The sequence below is a fragment of the Corynebacterium pelargi genome, assembly GCF_014635485.1.
Lineage (GTDB): Bacteria > Actinomycetota > Actinomycetes > Mycobacteriales > Mycobacteriaceae > Corynebacterium > Corynebacterium pelargi.
The window spans coordinates 338,426-354,054 of record NZ_BMCX01000003.1; the positions used below are offsets into that span (position 1 = coordinate 338,426).

A 15,629-nucleotide genomic window follows, 5' to 3' on the forward strand; every position below is an offset into this window, starting at 1 on the left:
GTTTAGCGTCCCTGGGATAAGAAGATCACTTCTACAATATCGCCGGGGCGGATCTCGGTTACTTCCTCTGGGATCTGGATCATGGCATTGGCCTCAGACATACCGGCGAGCAAATGCGCAGGAGCACCATTGGCGGCACCGAGGCCTTCTACCAGGTAATCCTGAGTTTCCGCATCGCGCATGAGTCGGGCTCGCACGAAGCCTCTGCGGCCTGCCTTGGAGCCAACATGATTCAACGCCCTCGCCCTGACCGTGCGGCGTTTGGGGTTTCGCTTACCCAAACAGAGTCGAATCATGGGGCGCACGAAGGTTTCAAAGATCACCAGGGAGCTCACCGGGTTGCTCGGCAAGAGGAACACTGGGGTGTCATCGGCGATCATGCCAAAGCCCTGCACCGAACCCGGGTGCATCGCCACGCGGGTGGTATCCACTTCGCCAATCTGCTGCAGCACCTCGCGCACATGCTCAGAACCGGAACCTCCCACGGCACCGGAGATCACGATGATTTCGCTTCGGACGGCCTGGGCCTCAATAATGTCGCGAATTCTTCGGGGCTCGCCGGCTGCAATGCCAACGCGGTGCACATCGGCTCCCGCATCGCGCCCAGCGGCAGCAAGAGCATAGGAATTCACATCAAAGACTTGGCCAAGGCCTGGGTCGCGATCAATATCGACCAGCTCGTGGCCGATAGAGATGATGGAAAGACGCGGGCGCGGGTACACCAATACCTTCGAGCGACCAACGGCTGCCAGCAAGCCAATATGCGCAGGACCAATGATGGCACCGCTGCTAATGGCTACGTCACCAGGGGTGATATCGTCGCCGGCTTTGCGCACGAATTCCCCCGAACGCACCGGGCGGGTGGCAGTCACGCGTTTTTTGCCACGGTCGGACCACTCCAACGGCAATACGGCATCTGCCAGGGCTGGAATGGGGGCACCGGTATGCACCCGAACTGCCTGTTTGGGCTGGAGGCGGAGTGGCTTTTGAGAACCTGCCGCTACTTCGCCAACCACCGGCAAGGAGGTTTCCACCGCAACGGGGCCTGATCCGCGGGCAAGGCCGCGCTCGCCACCGATATCAACGGCGCGGATTGCGTACCCGTCGATCACTGCCTGATCAAAGCCCGGCAAAGGGCGCGTGGCCTGTACTTCCTCGGCGCACATCAGCCCGAGTGATTCCGCAATGGCGATGCGGACAGGCTCAGGAACCACCGCTGCTTGTTCAACGATGGCGAGTTGCTGCTCAACTGAGCGCACTGAGTACTCCTTCCGGGGGTTTGTGCAAGCACCAATCCATCAGCACCGGATGCCGGTGCCCCAAAGTGGCCTGCAACTACCCCTTTATTAACTGCCCTTTTTACTGTAATGCAGCCGCTGGTGCCAGAGGCTGAAGTCACCACAGATTGTGCTGCAGTTTAGACGCCGTGCTCTTCGAGGATGTCTCGCAGCGCCTGGCGCAAACTCGGGCCGTACACCGGGTGCGCGAGCCCAAAGTCCACCACTGCCGGGATATAGCCGCCGGGGTTGCCAAGATCGTGGCGTTTTCCTTCATGCACCAGAATATGCACGGGGTGGCCTTCTTGGATGAGTAGATCGATGGCGTCGGTTAATTGCAGTTCACCGCCGGCACCTGGGGTAATGCGCTTGAGCGCATCGAAGATGGCGCGGTCGAGCAGGTAACGGCCGGTGGCCACAAACGTCGATGGCGCCGCTTCTTTGCTTGGCTTTTCCACCATGCCGCGAACACGTTTGACGGTGTGCGGGCCTTGATAGTCCACTTCTTCGATTTCGAAAACGCCGTACTTTACTACTTCGTCTTCATCTACATCGAAGGCGCACAGCACGCTGCCGCCGAGTTCCTGTCGCACCTCAAGCATCTTTTCCACCGCGCCGGTAGGCAAGACTAGGTCGTCGGGTAGCATGACTGCTACTACGTCTTCTTCGTCATCGAGCACGGATTCTGCAAGGCCTACGGCATGCCCAAGACCCAAGGGTTCTGGTTGCTCCACGGCAACGGCCTCGATCAATTCTGCGGCCCTTCGCACCTTGGCAAGCTGTTCGTCTTTGCCGCGGGATTCCAGGGTCTTTTCCAGGTGTGGGAAGCGCTTGAAGTGTTCGAGAACCTCTTGTTTATTCGGTGCAGTAATCACTGCCAGGCGGGTAGCCCCTAATTGCGCAGCCTCTTCAGCGATCAGCTCGATGCCCGGAGTATCAACTACCGGGAGCAACTCTTTTGGCACGGTTTTCGTGGCCGGCAGGAATCGGGTTCCCATACCTGCTGCGGGCACCACGACGGTTTTCACCGCGCACTTATCGTGTTCGCTGGGAGTGTTCATAGGGGGAAGTGTACAACGCGGTGGGGGTGATTCCGGACTTCGCCACTGTGGCTAGTGCGCATAATTTTCAGCACTTTTGCGGTAGCTTCTTCACCCCTTTTTACCCACGCCATCGCTACCGCCTGAGCTCTCAGCGGCGTTAGCATAAAGCTCATGCAGCCCGAAAGTGCGAACGTAGCAACTCAGAAATCTGAACAGCGCAGGCATTTTTCCTCGGCGCGCCAAGCCATGACTGAACAGCAGCGCGAAAGCGCCAATGCGGCAATCCTGGCACATTTGGATCACCTGTTGCGCTCCACCCAAGCCCAGCGGGTAGCCGCCTATGTGCCAGATGCCGTGGAGCCGGGTGGCAAGGATCTTGTGCCGTTTCTTGCTTCTCGTTGCCAGCAGCTTTGGCTGCCTTGCTGTTTACCCAAGGGCGTGCTCCAGTGGGGGCAATACCAGGGCGATTCGACCCTGCTTCCGGGGCGCTACAACATCCCCGAGCCACCTCAGCCTCATCACTCAAGTGCCATCCTGGAAGATTTGGACTTGATCATCGTCCCGGCCTTGGCCGCTTCTGCACAGGGGATTCGCTTGGGCAAGGGAGCCAGTTTTTATGACCGCGCTCTTACAGGAATCACCACTGCATCGGCCTTGCTGCTGTTTGGTCATGAGTATCCAGTCGACATTGCCACTGAAGCCCATGATGCTGGCTGCGATTGGACCATCACCCCAGATAAACTTTGGCCAAACGAGTGCTGAATTTTTAGCATCCCTATGGAACCTCGGGCCGAGTTTTTCGTCTAAGTATGGTGTGAGCATTTTTCAACGCCTCCGGCACCCAGGTTTTGCCCGTACCCTTTTGCTTCGCCGAATCTTGGCAGTATCCCTACTACTTGCCGCGGTGCTGATCACCGTGAGTTCCCGATCGTCTGACCAGGCTTCGGCCTTCCGCTATACCCGTGATCTCCACGCCGGCGAGGTGCTGCAAGAAGGCGATATTGAGCGCGTCGATGTGCCGGAAGCATTGGCCCAAGAGCTTCGCAAAGATGATCTGCTTGGCAGGATTACGCTGCTGGATCGCAAAAACGGAAGCCTCGCAGCCGTGGGTGATGTGCTCGATCCAGAACTCACGAGCGCCGCTGTGGGCGAAATCTCCTCGACGGCACCGGGGCAGTCGGCTCACATTGTGCCTTTAACGCTTGTCGACGCCACCGTGGCCACCATGCTCGTGCCAGGCGATACCGTCACTGTGCTCAGTGCCGGCGATGAGCACGCACCGGCGCGGATCATTGCCGAAGGAGCGCAGGTCATTTTCGCAGGCCACCAGGCAAAAGCGGGCAATACTGGCACCCAACGTGAGCTCCAAGGAGTGCTGTTGCGCCTCGATGCACAGGCAGCGCAGGCTGTGGCTGCCGCCTCGCTGGCCCAACCTTTGGCGGTGGTGATTACCGGCGCGAGAGCCCAATAAGCCGAGATTCTTGGCCCACAAGGTTGCACGAGGATTCGCACAGTTCTTGCCAAAGCCCCTACCCTTGTCAGGATTGCGCTCATTTTCCCAGATGTGAGCCTGCCTTATATCACTGAGACCTCAAAAGGAATGGAGAACACCCGTGCTCAAGGGCTTTAGAGACTTTATTTTGCGTGGCAACGTTGTTGAGTTGTCGGTTGCCGTGGTGATTGGTTCTGCTTTCACCGCAATCGTTACGTCTTTTTCGGATCATTTGATTAATCCAATGATCGCCTCGCTCGGCGGCGCGGACGTGACTGGCCTCGGGTTTTATATCCGCCAAGGCAATGAAGCCACCTTCATGGACTTCGGCGCCGTGATCACTGCCTTTATTAACTTCCTCATCGTCGCAGCCGTGGTGTACTTCGTACTTATTGTGCCGATGAACAAGCTCAGCCAATTGCAGCTTCTGCGCCGAGGCGTAGATGAGCAAAGCGAAGATGAAGCCCCTGTGTCCATCGAGGCGGAGTTGCTCACCGAAATCCGCGATCTGCTGCGTAAACAAGAAGGTCTGGAACCGCGCCACAGCGACGCCCCCGAGACGAACTAGGTGCTAGCTAAGCCCACACCCCCGCTCACATCATGTTTGTGAACGGGGGTGTTTTTAGCTTTCGCCGCCATAGTGCGGGGGTCGCTGTTCCTTCCAGAATTGCGACTCGCTAAGCTCCGGGGATTCCGCATCAAGTTCGACCACCCTTTGAGCATCAGCGCTGTGGTTTGATTGCACCTCATCGGCGTTGCGGTCATATGCCTCAGGGCAGGTGCGGGTGATTCTTCTGCGTTGTTTTCTTGCGGGCACTAGATATCCATAGAGGCGCGTCGCAGTTGGTCGATCAGGTGATGCACCAAGGGCGGCAGAGTTGCCATGCCATCGCGAATCGCTGCACGCGAGGCAGCAAGATTAACAATCACCGTCGATCCCGACACCCCGGCGATGCCCCTGGAGGTGCAGGCATCAACGGCACCACAGGCAAGACCCGAAGCGCGCAGGGCCTGGGCGATGCCGGGGACGTTCTTATCCAGTAAGTCGCGCGTAACTTCCGGTGTGTGATCGCGAGGGCCAACGCCAGTACCGCCCACGGTGAGTACCAAATCCACACCGCCTGCAACACCGGTTTCAATGGCTTTGCGGATTTCCGAACGGCGCTTCGTTACCTCTACTACCCCATCGACTTTGAAGTCAGCTTCGCTTAAAAGCTCCGCAGTCAAACGATCAGTATCAACGCCTGAGCGCATGGTGTGATCGGTGACGAGCACGATCAATGCGCAGCGTGGGGCGTCGAAAAGCTCCTGCTCCTGGGCTTTGAAGAATTCCTCAGAGGGCTCTTCGATATCGAAGCGCGAATCAACATCACGCTGGTTATTGGAGAAGATCTCAGATGCATTCACGTGGATGAGGCCCTTCCGCGTTGAGCCTAGGGGTGTGCGGCTGAGGCGCGAACACCCTGGCATAGGAGGATGAAGTAGATCGTTGCACTTAAACCTACTCGTTCGTGAGCGTGACCTCTACCTCCCGGGGATTAGCGCCATTTTCATCCACAATCTGCACCTTGACCGTCTCGCCAAAACCACTGGAACGCACCGCGGCAACCAAGGCATCGGCACTATCAATCGTGCGATCACCAACGCGAATGATGACGTCTCCACGCTTAATACCTGCGCGATCACCAGGACCACCCGGCTGCACCTGGGCAACTAAGGCGCCACGCAGATTCGCATTGGCAGCTACCTCCACACCAATCATGGGCTGGGAGGCTTCGCCATTATCAATGAGCTGCTGCGCCACACGGCGGGCAAAGTTGGATGGGATGGCAAAACCCAAACCGATCGAACCAGCGAGGTTTTCTTGAGTATTACTCAAGGAGGCAATCATGGAGTTCATACCGATTAAATTGCCCTGCATATCCACCAAAGGGCCACCGGAGTTACCAGGGTTAATGGCGGCATCGGTCTGGATCGCATCGATAAGCGAAGACTGACCCGTGGCCGCGCCCGAAGCACGCACCGGACGATTGACTGCAGAGATAATGCCGGTAGTCACCGTGGCAGACAAGCCCAGCGGCGAACCAACAGCCACAACCTCCTGCCCCACCGTCAAATTGGAAGAATCACCAAAGTTGATGGTGGGCAGGCCCTCGGCACCGCGCAACTTAATCACAGCCACGTCCGTATTGGGATCACCTGCTACAAAATCTGCCTCAAATTGACGGCCATCATTTAACACCACCGCCATACGAGCTGAGCCATCCGCAGCGGCAGCGACCACGTGGTTATTGGTCAAGATATAGCCATCAGAGGAAATAATTGAGCCCGAGCCCTCATCGCCACCACTGCGCCCAACCACCTGAATGGACACCACAGAAGGCAAAACCTTCGCAGCAACAGCCTCCACCGAACCCGCTGCCGGAGGATTAGCGGTGGTGTCTTTCACCGGCTGATTAAAGGACTCAATGGCCGAGGACGCAGTCTCTGGCTGCTGAGAACGATAGGCATAGACGCCAGTGACCGAACCAGCGGCAATCGCACCCACCAGCGTCATCGCGATCGCCGTACCAAGCGAGACGCGCCGACGTTGCCTTGGTTGAACTGCCACCGGCTGAGCAGCCCACTGCTGCGCATCATAAGGGCCGCCAGGCTCCTCTGATGTGGCGGTTGCCCTTTGCTGCCCGTGCTCGGCACCAACGGGCGCCTGCTGGGCTGCATTATTCTGCTGCGCAGTGCTGTTGGGCTGCGCCGTGTTGTTCGGCTGTGCAGTCTGCTCTGGCTGCCAGCCGCGATCCTGCTGGTGCTGCGGGGTCTGAGTGTGCTGGCCATAAGGGCTTTGCACGCGCTCTAATTTGGAAGTTTCCTCAGTGGGGCGCTGCCGAAAAGAATCGCCCGTAGAGGCGTTCATCGGATCGTTGGTGGGCTCATTGGGATCAGTCATGGTGGATACTATGCAACCACAGACTGCCTCACTACTGGAACCAGACTTAGCAATTCATTGCCAGATCCTGTGAGCTTGCTTAGAACCATCAGCCGGCAAGACTTGGAGCTCTGCACTGGATCATGCCTGGGCAGATATGACAAAAACCGCCACCTCAAAGGTAGGTGGCGGTGATTGCGTGAGGGAGCTTAGAACTGCTCAACCTCTACAAGACCAAGCTGAGCGGCCTTGACCAAACGGCGCGGAATGCGCACGGTCTGGCCGTCAATCTTGACTTCCTGGAGGGCGACGTTGTCGGCCTTCCACTGGGAACGACGGGAGCGCGTGTTAGCACGCGACATGCGACGCTTCGGTACTGCCATGGTATTTCCCTCCTCTTAAGCCTTCTTCTTGCGGCGGGCCATGCCACCGAAACGACGCTGGAACTTCTCAACACGGCCAGCGGTGTCCATAACACGCTGTGCACCGGTCCAGAAGGGGTGAGACTCGCTGGTCACGTCAACGACGATCAGCGGGTACTCATTGCCGTCTTCCCATTCAACGGTGCGCTGGCTGGTTGCGGTGGAGCGGGTGAGGAACTTCGTTCCGGTACCCGCATCCTGGAAGACTACCGGGTGGTAGTCCGGGTGGATGTCTTTCTTCATATGTCGATTCCCTCAGGATTGATACTTCAGGTCGCTTCTACGCCATCCGCGTAGATCGTGCCTGAGTTGGGTTCGCTTACTTGAAGCTCCGCGATCAGCACGGAGGCAACTTTGCGTATCTTACACCTTGACGCCACTTCTAGCTAATCGACGCCCCACGCCCGCCAACTTAAGCGTCAAGGTTGGATACCTCTATATATACAGCCCCAGTACTCAAGCCTTCCGTCAGCTACTCCAGCAAGAGCCGTTCAAGCCCCGTGAGCTTTCACCTCATCGAGGCTCAGAAACCACCATGGGTCACATTCGCAACATTTTGGCAGGCGATTAGGTCTTAGCACGCCTTTAGAGTATGGTTGTCTCTTGCTGTTGTCGAAATTGTTCGTATATCGCCCTCGTCAACTTCCTCTCCGCATCATCTACCTGCGTTAATGCAGTGAACTGTTGCGGAATTTTGCAGGTATTGAGCGTGGGCGGCTAGGAGAAAGAAACCCATGTCGGCTATTTGCCAGGTCACGGGACGCAAGCCGTCGTTCGGCAAGTCCGTCTCGCACTCGCACCGACGCACGTCTCGCCGTTGGAACCCCAACGTGCAGCGTCGTAAGTTCTACCTGCCCTCCGAGGGCCGTACCATCACCCTGAATGTTTCCACCAAGGGTCTGAAGATTATCGACCGCGACGGCATCGAGTCCGTTGTGGCAAAGCTTCGAGCACGTGGGGAGAAGATCTAAAAGATGGCACGTAATGACATTCGTCCGATCATCAAGCTGAAGTCTACGGCTGGCACCGGTTACACCTACGTCACCCGTAAGAACAAGCGCAATAACCCCGACCGCATCACGCTGAAGAAGTACGATCCGGTAGCCCGCAAGCACGTCGAATTCCGCGAGGAGCGATAATCTATGGCTAAGAAGTCCAAGATCGCCAAGAACGAGCAGCGCAAGGAAATCGTCGCCCGCTACGCGGAGCGCCGTAACGAGCTCAAGGCAATCATCAAGAACCCGAATTCCACCGACGAAGAGCGCCTGGACGCACAGTTCGAGCTGAACCGTCAGCCCCGCGACGCCTCTCCGGTACGCGTACGCAACCGCGACTCCCGCGATGGTCGCCCCCGTGGCTACCTGCGCAAGTTCGGTGTTTCCCGTGTCCGTATGCGCGAGATGGCTCACCGCGGTGAGCTGCCTGGTGTTCGTAAGTCCAGCTGGTAATCAGGGAGTTTTCAAATGAAGCGCAATAACATGAAGAAGGCGCGGATGGAGCAGTCCCGCCGCCCCAAGAAGAATCCGCTCAAGGCTAAAGGCGTTGAGAAGGTGGACTACAAGGACATCGAAACCTTGCGTCTGTTCATCTCCGATCGCCACAAGATCCGTTCCCGTCGCGTGACCGGCCTGACCCCTCAGCAGCAGCGTCAGGTTGCCACCGCCGTGAAGAACGCCCGCGAAATGGCTCTCCTGCCGTTCACCAGCCGCTAAATCCGGCTAGGGCAATTTACGCCCGCTGATAGCGGGCAACGACAGCACTAAGCGCCCCCAGAGTTTCGACTCTGGCGGGCGCGTTGTCGTATCTACAGCATGGCCACAAAGGCGAACTGCTACATTTTAGGGGCGCGGTGAATGCCAACCCAGGGCATTTCACCTAGACCCCAACCGTGCACAAAAGGAGTCTCACCGTGTTGCATGAGTCGCTCGAAGACCTCTCGGAGGTTGCCCAACATTGCGATCATTTGGCTACCGTCCGCGGCGTCATCGCCGAAAGCCAAGATCTCATGCGCAATGCCGTAGACCATGCAGCCAAGCCCCAGGAACTTGTGGCTTGGTACTCACGCCTGCTCAGCGATGCACTCCATAGCGAAGGCGTGCTCGATGCCACCGGAGGGGTACGGCTGGTGCTCTCGGGAGCCGTGGGGCGCGGCGATGCCCTGCCATCTTCGACGATTACCTGGCTTGCCCTGTCTCCTGCCCAGGCTGAAGAAGACGTCGCCGATGCCACCGATGTTGTAGCTGGCATGTTGCGCGATCTCGGCTTAACGGTTGCCCAGGCCTCGCTTCGTTCAGCTCCCGCAAGCAGGCAGCAGTGGCTTCAACGCATTGAGGCCGCCACGGGCCAAACCTTGGCCTTTTATGCCGACGCCGGTACGTGGTCGCTTCGTCGCGTCAATGAGCTCTCCCCCACCGATGAGTTATTGCGACAGGCTTTAGCCTTGCAGCCGCCTTTGGTGCATAGCCAGCAGGGCATGCCGAGCACCGCTTCCGTGGTCTCTGTTCGTGATCAACTGCTGGCACCCATTGTTGGGCTTGCACGCTGGGCGGGTGTGGCCGCCGAATGCCCCAGTGCCGCCACGCCTGATCGTTTGCGCTATGCCCAACATGCCCATCTGCTCAGCGAAACTGAAGTGACCTCCCTATTGCAGGCTTTCGACGCAGCCCAAGACCTTGAGCTCCAGCGTTGGCGCCAGCGAGTCCAGGCAGCTCACACCACCCCCACGAGCTTGACGGCCATTCAACGCAGTGTCTTTGGTGCAAGCGCACGGTTGGTTGCCGACGTCATGCGAGCGGTGCAGGCGCGCCACAGGATCAATGATGTATCCGGATCAGGCGCTAGCGTAGAATAGGCTGATATTTTCTAAGCCAAAGTGGTGAGCGCCCACAAGCTGCTTCACGCTGAGGTATCTGTTGTAGGTTTCATATGCTGGCTTGTTCCAGCTTGGTAGTTTTTTACGAAAGTGGTGACACCATGGCAGGAGCCGTTGGACGCCCGCGCAAGCATAGTCCGCGACGACGCGGTAATACTGCTCGCGAGGAGATCTTAGACGCCTCCGCAGAACTGTTCACTACCCGCGGCTTTGCCACCACCTCCACCCACCAGATCGCCGATTCCGTGGGCATCCGCCAGGCATCCTTGTACTATCACTTCCCGTCGAAGACGGAGATCTTCCTCACCCTGCTCAATTCCACGGTGGAGCCTTCCACCCGCTTAGCGGCAAGCCTGCACGATGTTGATGCCGAACCCACGTTGCGCCTCTGGGCGCTGACGGCCGCGGAATGCCGCCTTTTGCTTTCTACCAGGTGGAACATTGGCAGGTTGTATCAGTTGCCCGTCGCGGCCTCGGAAGAATTCGCCGCCTACCACGAGCAGCGCGCGGCCTTGGCGCGGGTCTTCCGTGACTTGGCGGCAGCGATTGTTGGCGAAGATGATCCTCGGGTGGATCTTCCCTTCCACATCGCATTGAGCGTCATTGAAATGCGCCCAAATGATGGCGTGATCCCCGAGGAGTTAAGCCAGGACCACCTTCCGGCCCTTGCCATCATGCTTGCCGACGCCGCGCTCGCCGTCCTTGGCGCTGCCCTGCCAGAACAGCGCGAGCAACGCACCTTGGCCCTGCTCGCCGAGGTTGCTCAGCAACCTCATGCTTAGCCGTTGAGGTTTGCCCGCTCAAGCACCCGCTTGGCTTGGGCAATCAGCGGTGCATCCACCATCTCACCATCGAGCTTGAACGCACCGGGGTACTGCGCGGCCGTTTCCACCACCCTCTGTGCCCAAGCAACCTGCTGCGGTTCGGGAGCATAGGCACGTCGCACGGTGGCTACCTGCTTCGGGTGGATGCATGCGGTGGCGGCGAAACCACTTCGGGCTGCGTCGACGGCTTCTTCAAATTGGCCGGCTTCATCTTCAAAGTCGGCGTGCACCGCGTCAATGCTGATCTTGCCGGCTGCTGCAGCATGGATATGCATCAGCGCACGGGTGGTGCGCATGGTGTCTCTGTAGGCAAGGCGGTGAGGTTCATCATCGAGGTATCGAGAGTGTGTGCCTCCGAGCATGGTGGTGAGGTCTTCGGCACCCCAGAAAAGGCCCACGACGTGGGGATGCTCGGCAATGCGTTGAAGATTCACCACGGCCAGCGGCGTTTCGATCATCGCGATAATGTCGAGACCCTCAAGACCATCGGGAATCTGCGCATAGACCTTCGGCAGCATCACCGTGCGATATTCGGTGCTGCGAACAAACGCAATATCTTCTTCGAAGTGTTCGTCGCTTGGCCCCACGGTGCGCACGATGGTGGTGGCGGGGTCGAGTCCCGCCTCACGGATATTGCGGTAGGCCTGCTCGCGTTCAAGCGTGCCTGCGCCATCTTCTAGATCCAGGATCACCATGTCTGCTTTGGCGGCAGCTTTGGGGATCACCTCCGCGCGATTAGCGGGGGCAAAAAGAAGGGCAGGTCCTGGAATGGCAAAGCTCATGCGCATAAGCCTAGTGCCCCAGGAGGAATCCTGGGGCACTAGGCACAAGTGTTAAAGGCTCTTAGTGAGCGAAGTGACGCGCACCGGTGAGGTACATGGTCACGCCGGCCTTGTTTGCGGCCTCAATGACTTCAGCGTCGCGGATGGAGCCACCTGGCTGCACCACTGCACGCACACCAGCATTGGCCAGCACTTCAAAGCCATCGGCAAAGGGGAAGAAGGCATCGGATGCGGCCACTGCCCCTTCGGCACGCTGAGCGCCTTGGCCTAAGGTATTGGCGCGTTCCACGGCCAACTTGGCAGCATCGACGCGATTGACCTGCCCCATGCCCACGCCGACGGTGGCGCCGTCTTTGGTGAGCAAGATGGCGTTGGACTTCACTGCGCGCACACTGCGCCAAGCAAAGACGAGTTCTGCCAACAACGCATCGTCGGCTGCTTCACCAGCGGCGAGGGTCCAGTTGGCTGGGTCATCGCCTTCTGCGTTTACCAGGTCACGCTGTTGCACGAGCAAACCGCCGGAGATTTGACGCTGCTCAAGCACATCGCGCTCGGGCTTCGGCGCCACCAGGATGCGGATGTTCTTCTTCTGCGAAAGTACCTCTACCGCGCCGTCTTCATAGCCGGGGGCGATGATGACTTCGGTGAAGATTTCGGCTACCTGCTTGGCCATCTCCACGCTGACTTCGCGGTTGCAGGCAATCACACCGCCGAAGGCAGACACGGGGTCGCATGCGTGAGCGTTGCGGTGTGCGGTTGCGATGGAGGATTCCGATACTGCAATACCGCAGGGGTTTGCATGCTTAATGATGGCCACGCAGGGTTGCTCGTGATCCCATGCAGCACGCCAAGCGGCGTCGGCATCGGTGTAGTTGTTAAAGCTCATTTCCTTGCCGTGCAGTTGCTCGGCTTGAGCTAAGCCACCGTGTTCAGCGGCATCAATGTACAGTGCTGCGCTTTGGTGGGGGTTTTCGCCGTAGCGAAGCACATTGGCTCGCTCATAGGTCTGGCCTTGCCATGCGGGGAAGGTTTCGTCGGAAAGCTGCTCGCCCATCCAACTTGCTACTGCTACGTCGTAGCTTGCGGTGTGGCGGAAGGCTTCACAAGCCAATTCGGTGCGCTCTGCGCGGGTGAAACCGCCGCGTCCGATGGCCTCAACGACTTCCTGGTAGTGGTCGGGGTTTACCACCACGGCAACCGAGGGGTGATTCTTGGCTGCTGCGCGCACCATGGAAGGTCCGCCGATGTCGATCTGCTCGACGCAGGCATCGAAATCTGCACCGGAAGCCACGGTTTGGGTGAAGGGGTACAGGTTGACCACCACAAGCTGGAAGGCATCAACGCCGAGCTCTTCAAGCTGGCTTAAGTGATCTTCCTTGCGGGTATCGGCCAAAATGCCGGCATGGACCTTGGGGTGGAGTGTTTTCACACGTCCTTCGAGGCACTCGGGAAAGCCGGTGAGTTCTTCAACTGGGGTTACCGCGATGCCGAGGTCGGCAATCTTGGCGGCGGTGGAGCCGGTGGAGACGATCTCCACACCGGCGTCGTTGAGGGCGCGAGCGAGGTGCTCCAACCCGGTTTTGTCGTAGACGCTGATCAGTGCGCGTTTGATGGCTTTGCGGTCTTCGCTCATAGGTCGAAGCTAACCTCTTTCGTTTCTTGATCCACCCGACAGGCGTTAAGCACGGACACAATGAGTGTACGCTCTGCCTGCTTGATCACCTCATGAACTTCAGCCTCGGTTGCCCCCGGGACTACCCGCACCGCCTCCTGGGCGATAATCGGGCCGGTGTCTACACCAGCATCGACAAAGTGCACGGTGGTGCCGGTTATTTTCACTCCATAGGCCAAGGCATCGCGCACGGCGTGAGCACCGGGGAAGGCGGGCAGTAACGCCGGGTGCGTATTGATGATCTTGCCCCCAAATTGAGCTAAGAAGGCTGCGCCGAGGATCTTCATAAACCCTGCAGAAACAACGAGCTGCGGCTGGTACTGCCCCACCGTTTTGGCCAGTTCCTCATTCCACGCCGCCCTGTCACTGCCGGGTTGCAGCGCTACGAGGTGGGTGGCGATATCCGCTGCTTCTGCCCGTTCAAGGGCTTGGCATGGCACATCTGCCACGACTGCTTTTACCCGGTAGCTGCCCTGGGCATCAATGATCGCTTGCAATAAGGTGCCTGAACCAGAGGCCAACACCACAATGTCGATTGGAGTATGCACAAAGGTCATCGTAACTAAGAGTCACGATGCTCAGGTTGATCGGGCGTGTTACTTTCGCCCTCACCCGTTTCATGTTCAGCCTCGCGCTCAAGTGCTTCTTCTGCTTCGGCACCGAAGTCTGGCTGATCCTTTTCGGCCACGACATCTTCTTCAACATCTTCCTGCGTTACAGGATCTTCGGCCACGTCATCCTCGGCTTCGGGTGCTTCCACCTCAGGATCTGCTGGCTCCTCGACCACAGCCTCGCCGTCTACGTCTTGATGCCCGGCTTCTTCGTGCTCGGGCTCTTCAATCACTTCGCCTTCGAGGATCTCCTCAGAGGCTTCTGTTTGCTCCGACTCTTCTTCTTGGCCGATTTCGTCCTTGCCTTCTACCACTTCTGGTTCCACCACTGCTTTGCGTGCAAGCAGGGCGGCAACGCCAAGGACTCCAGCACCAATGGCAAAGAACCACACCATGGCAAGCAGCGTGCTCAGCCAGATCGTCGGGCCAACGGTATCGAAATAGCCCAACACGCCACCGGCAAATTGGGTGGCAAGCAAGGTCATCAGCCCCAGGGCCGCCACGGAGGCAGCCAGATGTTTCCAACTTGCCAGGTGGTTGATAGCAAAGCGCAGCATCAAGGCAGCAGGAAGCAGCATGAGCAACGGTGCCCACGCGTGGTGTTCAACTGGGAGCGCCGCAAACCATGGAACCGGCGGCAGGACGGGCGGTTGGGCGTCGAAAAGCGAAATGGAAAGACCCTGGATCTGGATGTCCGCGCCGAACAACATGCTGGTTGCAGCGATGGCGACATTGGGCACGTAGAGCAGGCATACACCGACCAAAGCGACAATGCCCTGACTGTTATAGGGCTGCAAAGACTGCAATAGCGCTTGGTGGTGCCACAGCAGCGAGACGCAGGCCAGTACGGCGCCTAATGCCAAAAGCTGCAGGAAGAGTGTCCATGTGGCGCGGACGATGAGGACGAAGTCAGCGCTAATACCCCAGTGTTTCGCCAGCGAACGCCAAAGCTTTTGCCCCATGCCGATGGCAATCGCACTGGCGTGCACCAGGAGGGTGTTGAGGATGGCTAAGAAGACATTGGGGGCGCTGAGGTCAAAGACTTGGGAGGCATCGAGGAGCATCGCCCATGCCGTGATACTTAAAAGCACCGGCACGCCGAGGCAACTGAGGATCACTCCACCGAGATCGCGCAGGGTGATATGCCTGCCTACGGCCTTTCGAATCTTCAGCGATACTCCGGCACCCAATAAGATTGCGGGCAACATTGGCAAGACGCCGATGGTGATGCCGTCTGCATGTGCTGGCACCATGTTGGCCACCAACCAAATTTCAGCGATGGTGGCAGGTAGGGCTGCAAGTGTGGTGGAGCTGAGCACGAGGATGAGCAGTGCCAGCATGATGGCAATGGCCACGGCAATGCCATTGGGCACGATAGCCACGGTGAGGTAGTTGCGGAAGCGTTGCTTGAACGTTTTCTCGCCGCTATTCGGCACCACTTTGCCGGCGCGATCCGCTTTACGGGTAGTGCTGCTTGGCCTTGAACTTGTAGAAGACGGCTTTGTTCCAGCGCCCGCAGGACGCGAGCGGGGGCGGCGTGTTGGACCGTTGCTGGGGCTCGTCTTCTTTCTCATCACTGGTTACTGTGCCACGGATTGCGATCAATGGTTGTAAGCCACTCTGAAAAATACGCAACACAGTCAGCTACGCGGCCACCTACGCGGCGGTCTGAGCGGAGGTATGCACGGAGGCCTGCGCGGCGGCAGTCGGG

General features: G+C 58.4%; 20 protein-coding genes. 9 read left to right on the forward strand and 11 right to left on the reverse strand.

What is annotated here, in order from left to right:
* Positions 1-2 precede the first annotated feature (2 nt).
* Together glp and IEU99_RS08015 are read right to left on the reverse strand one after the other, a co-directional pair.
* Positions 3-1,259, reverse strand: a complete 1,257-nt coding sequence (glp, locus tag IEU99_RS08010; RefSeq protein WP_128890176.1) for a molybdotransferase-like divisome protein Glp — start codon at positions 1,257-1,259, stop codon at positions 3-5.
* Positions 1,260-1,417: 158 nt separating this feature from the next.
* Positions 1,418-2,338 (reverse strand): UTP--glucose-1-phosphate uridylyltransferase, encoded by a 921-nt coding sequence (locus IEU99_RS08015; protein WP_128890177.1) that lies wholly within the window; start codon positions 2,336-2,338, stop codon positions 1,418-1,420.
* A 153-nt stretch (positions 2,339-2,491) separates the two neighbouring features.
* Between IEU99_RS08015 and IEU99_RS08020 the strand changes: the two genes are divergently transcribed.
* From IEU99_RS08020 to mscL, 3 genes are all read left to right on the forward strand, one after another.
* Positions 2,492-3,082 (forward strand): 5-formyltetrahydrofolate cyclo-ligase, encoded by a 591-nt coding sequence (locus IEU99_RS08020; RefSeq protein WP_128890178.1) that lies wholly within the window; start codon positions 2,492-2,494, stop codon positions 3,080-3,082.
* Positions 3,083-3,134: 52 nt separating this feature from the next.
* On the forward strand, positions 3,135-3,791 hold the full coding sequence (locus IEU99_RS08025) for a CpaB family protein (protein ID WP_128890179.1): 657 nt from the start codon (positions 3,135-3,137) through the stop codon (positions 3,789-3,791).
* A gap of 142 nt (positions 3,792-3,933) precedes the next feature.
* Positions 3,934-4,380 (forward strand): large conductance mechanosensitive channel protein MscL, encoded by a 447-nt coding sequence (mscL, locus tag IEU99_RS08030; RefSeq protein WP_128890180.1) that lies wholly within the window; start codon positions 3,934-3,936, stop codon positions 4,378-4,380.
* A gap of 54 nt (positions 4,381-4,434) precedes the next feature.
* Here the strand turns inward: mscL and IEU99_RS08035 are convergent, their stop codons facing one another.
* From IEU99_RS08035 to IEU99_RS08055, 5 genes are all read right to left on the reverse strand, one after another.
* The gene (locus tag IEU99_RS08035) at positions 4,435-4,629 is read right to left on the reverse strand and encodes a hypothetical protein (protein WP_128890181.1); all 195 of its coding nucleotides are present in this window, start codon (positions 4,627-4,629) and stop codon (positions 4,435-4,437) included.
* Positions 4,629-5,219: a MogA/MoaB family molybdenum cofactor biosynthesis protein gene (locus IEU99_RS08040; protein WP_229718434.1), complete on the reverse strand. Its 591-nt coding sequence runs from the start codon at positions 5,217-5,219 to the stop codon at positions 4,629-4,631. The genes IEU99_RS08035 and IEU99_RS08040 overlap by 1 nt, the downstream gene beginning before the upstream one ends.
* Positions 5,220-5,313: 94 nt before the next feature.
* Positions 5,314-6,756: a S1C family serine protease gene (locus IEU99_RS08045; RefSeq protein WP_128890183.1), complete on the reverse strand. Its 1,443-nt coding sequence runs from the start codon at positions 6,754-6,756 to the stop codon at positions 5,314-5,316.
* Between the two features lie 188 nt (positions 6,757-6,944).
* Positions 6,945-7,118: a 50S ribosomal protein L32 gene (gene rpmF, locus IEU99_RS08050; RefSeq protein WP_013911085.1), complete on the reverse strand. Its 174-nt coding sequence runs from the start codon at positions 7,116-7,118 to the stop codon at positions 6,945-6,947.
* A gap of 15 nt (positions 7,119-7,133) precedes the next feature.
* Positions 7,134-7,400: a type B 50S ribosomal protein L31 gene (locus tag IEU99_RS08055; RefSeq protein WP_123960569.1), complete on the reverse strand. Its 267-nt coding sequence runs from the start codon at positions 7,398-7,400 to the stop codon at positions 7,134-7,136.
* A 491-nt stretch (positions 7,401-7,891) separates the two neighbouring features.
* On the opposite strand from IEU99_RS08055, the gene rpmB reads away from it, so the two are divergent.
* The 6 genes from rpmB to IEU99_RS08085 all read left to right on the forward strand — a co-directional run bounded on the left by rpmB (position 7,892) and on the right by IEU99_RS08085 (position 10,811).
* On the forward strand, positions 7,892-8,128 hold the full coding sequence (rpmB, locus tag IEU99_RS08060; RefSeq protein WP_123960570.1) for a 50S ribosomal protein L28: 237 nt from the start codon (positions 7,892-7,894) through the stop codon (positions 8,126-8,128).
* A 3-nt stretch (positions 8,129-8,131) separates the two neighbouring features.
* Entirely contained in the window at positions 8,132-8,296 is a 165-nt protein-coding gene (gene rpmG / locus IEU99_RS08065; RefSeq protein ID WP_012359793.1) for a 50S ribosomal protein L33, read from the forward strand.
* 3 nt (positions 8,297-8,299) lie between these two features.
* Complete coding sequence (gene rpsN, locus IEU99_RS08070) at positions 8,300-8,605, forward strand: 30S ribosomal protein S14 (protein ID WP_123933490.1); 306 nt, start codon at positions 8,300-8,302, stop codon at positions 8,603-8,605.
* A 15-nt stretch (positions 8,606-8,620) separates the two neighbouring features.
* Positions 8,621-8,869, forward strand: coding sequence for a 30S ribosomal protein S18 (gene rpsR, locus IEU99_RS08075; RefSeq protein WP_123933489.1), 249 nt, complete (start codon positions 8,621-8,623; stop codon positions 8,867-8,869).
* A gap of 176 nt (positions 8,870-9,045) precedes the next feature.
* On the forward strand, positions 9,046-10,008 hold the full coding sequence (locus tag IEU99_RS08080; RefSeq protein ID WP_128890184.1) for a putative nucleotidyltransferase substrate binding domain-containing protein: 963 nt from the start codon (positions 9,046-9,048) through the stop codon (positions 10,006-10,008).
* Between the two features lie 122 nt (positions 10,009-10,130).
* On the forward strand, positions 10,131-10,811 hold the full coding sequence (locus IEU99_RS08085; protein WP_128890185.1) for a TetR/AcrR family transcriptional regulator: 681 nt from the start codon (positions 10,131-10,133) through the stop codon (positions 10,809-10,811).
* Here IEU99_RS08085 and IEU99_RS08090 read toward each other — a convergent pair.
* From IEU99_RS08090 to IEU99_RS08105, 4 genes are all read right to left on the reverse strand, one after another.
* Positions 10,808-11,635: an HpcH/HpaI aldolase/citrate lyase family protein gene (locus IEU99_RS08090; RefSeq protein WP_128890186.1), complete on the reverse strand. Its 828-nt coding sequence runs from the start codon at positions 11,633-11,635 to the stop codon at positions 10,808-10,810. The genes IEU99_RS08085 and IEU99_RS08090 overlap by 4 nt on opposite strands.
* A 61-nt stretch (positions 11,636-11,696) precedes the next feature.
* Positions 11,697-13,268: a bifunctional phosphoribosylaminoimidazolecarboxamide formyltransferase/IMP cyclohydrolase gene (gene purH / locus IEU99_RS08095; RefSeq protein WP_128890187.1), complete on the reverse strand. Its 1,572-nt coding sequence runs from the start codon at positions 13,266-13,268 to the stop codon at positions 11,697-11,699.
* Positions 13,265-13,864: a phosphoribosylglycinamide formyltransferase gene (purN, locus tag IEU99_RS08100; protein WP_128890188.1), complete on the reverse strand. Its 600-nt coding sequence runs from the start codon at positions 13,862-13,864 to the stop codon at positions 13,265-13,267. The genes purH and purN overlap by 4 nt, the downstream gene beginning before the upstream one ends.
* Positions 13,865-13,869: 5 nt before the next feature.
* A complete protein-coding gene (locus tag IEU99_RS08105) occupies positions 13,870-15,492 on the reverse strand; it encodes a cell division protein PerM (protein ID WP_128890189.1) in 1,623 nt (540 codons plus the stop codon).
* Positions 15,493-15,629: the final 137 nt, after the last annotated feature.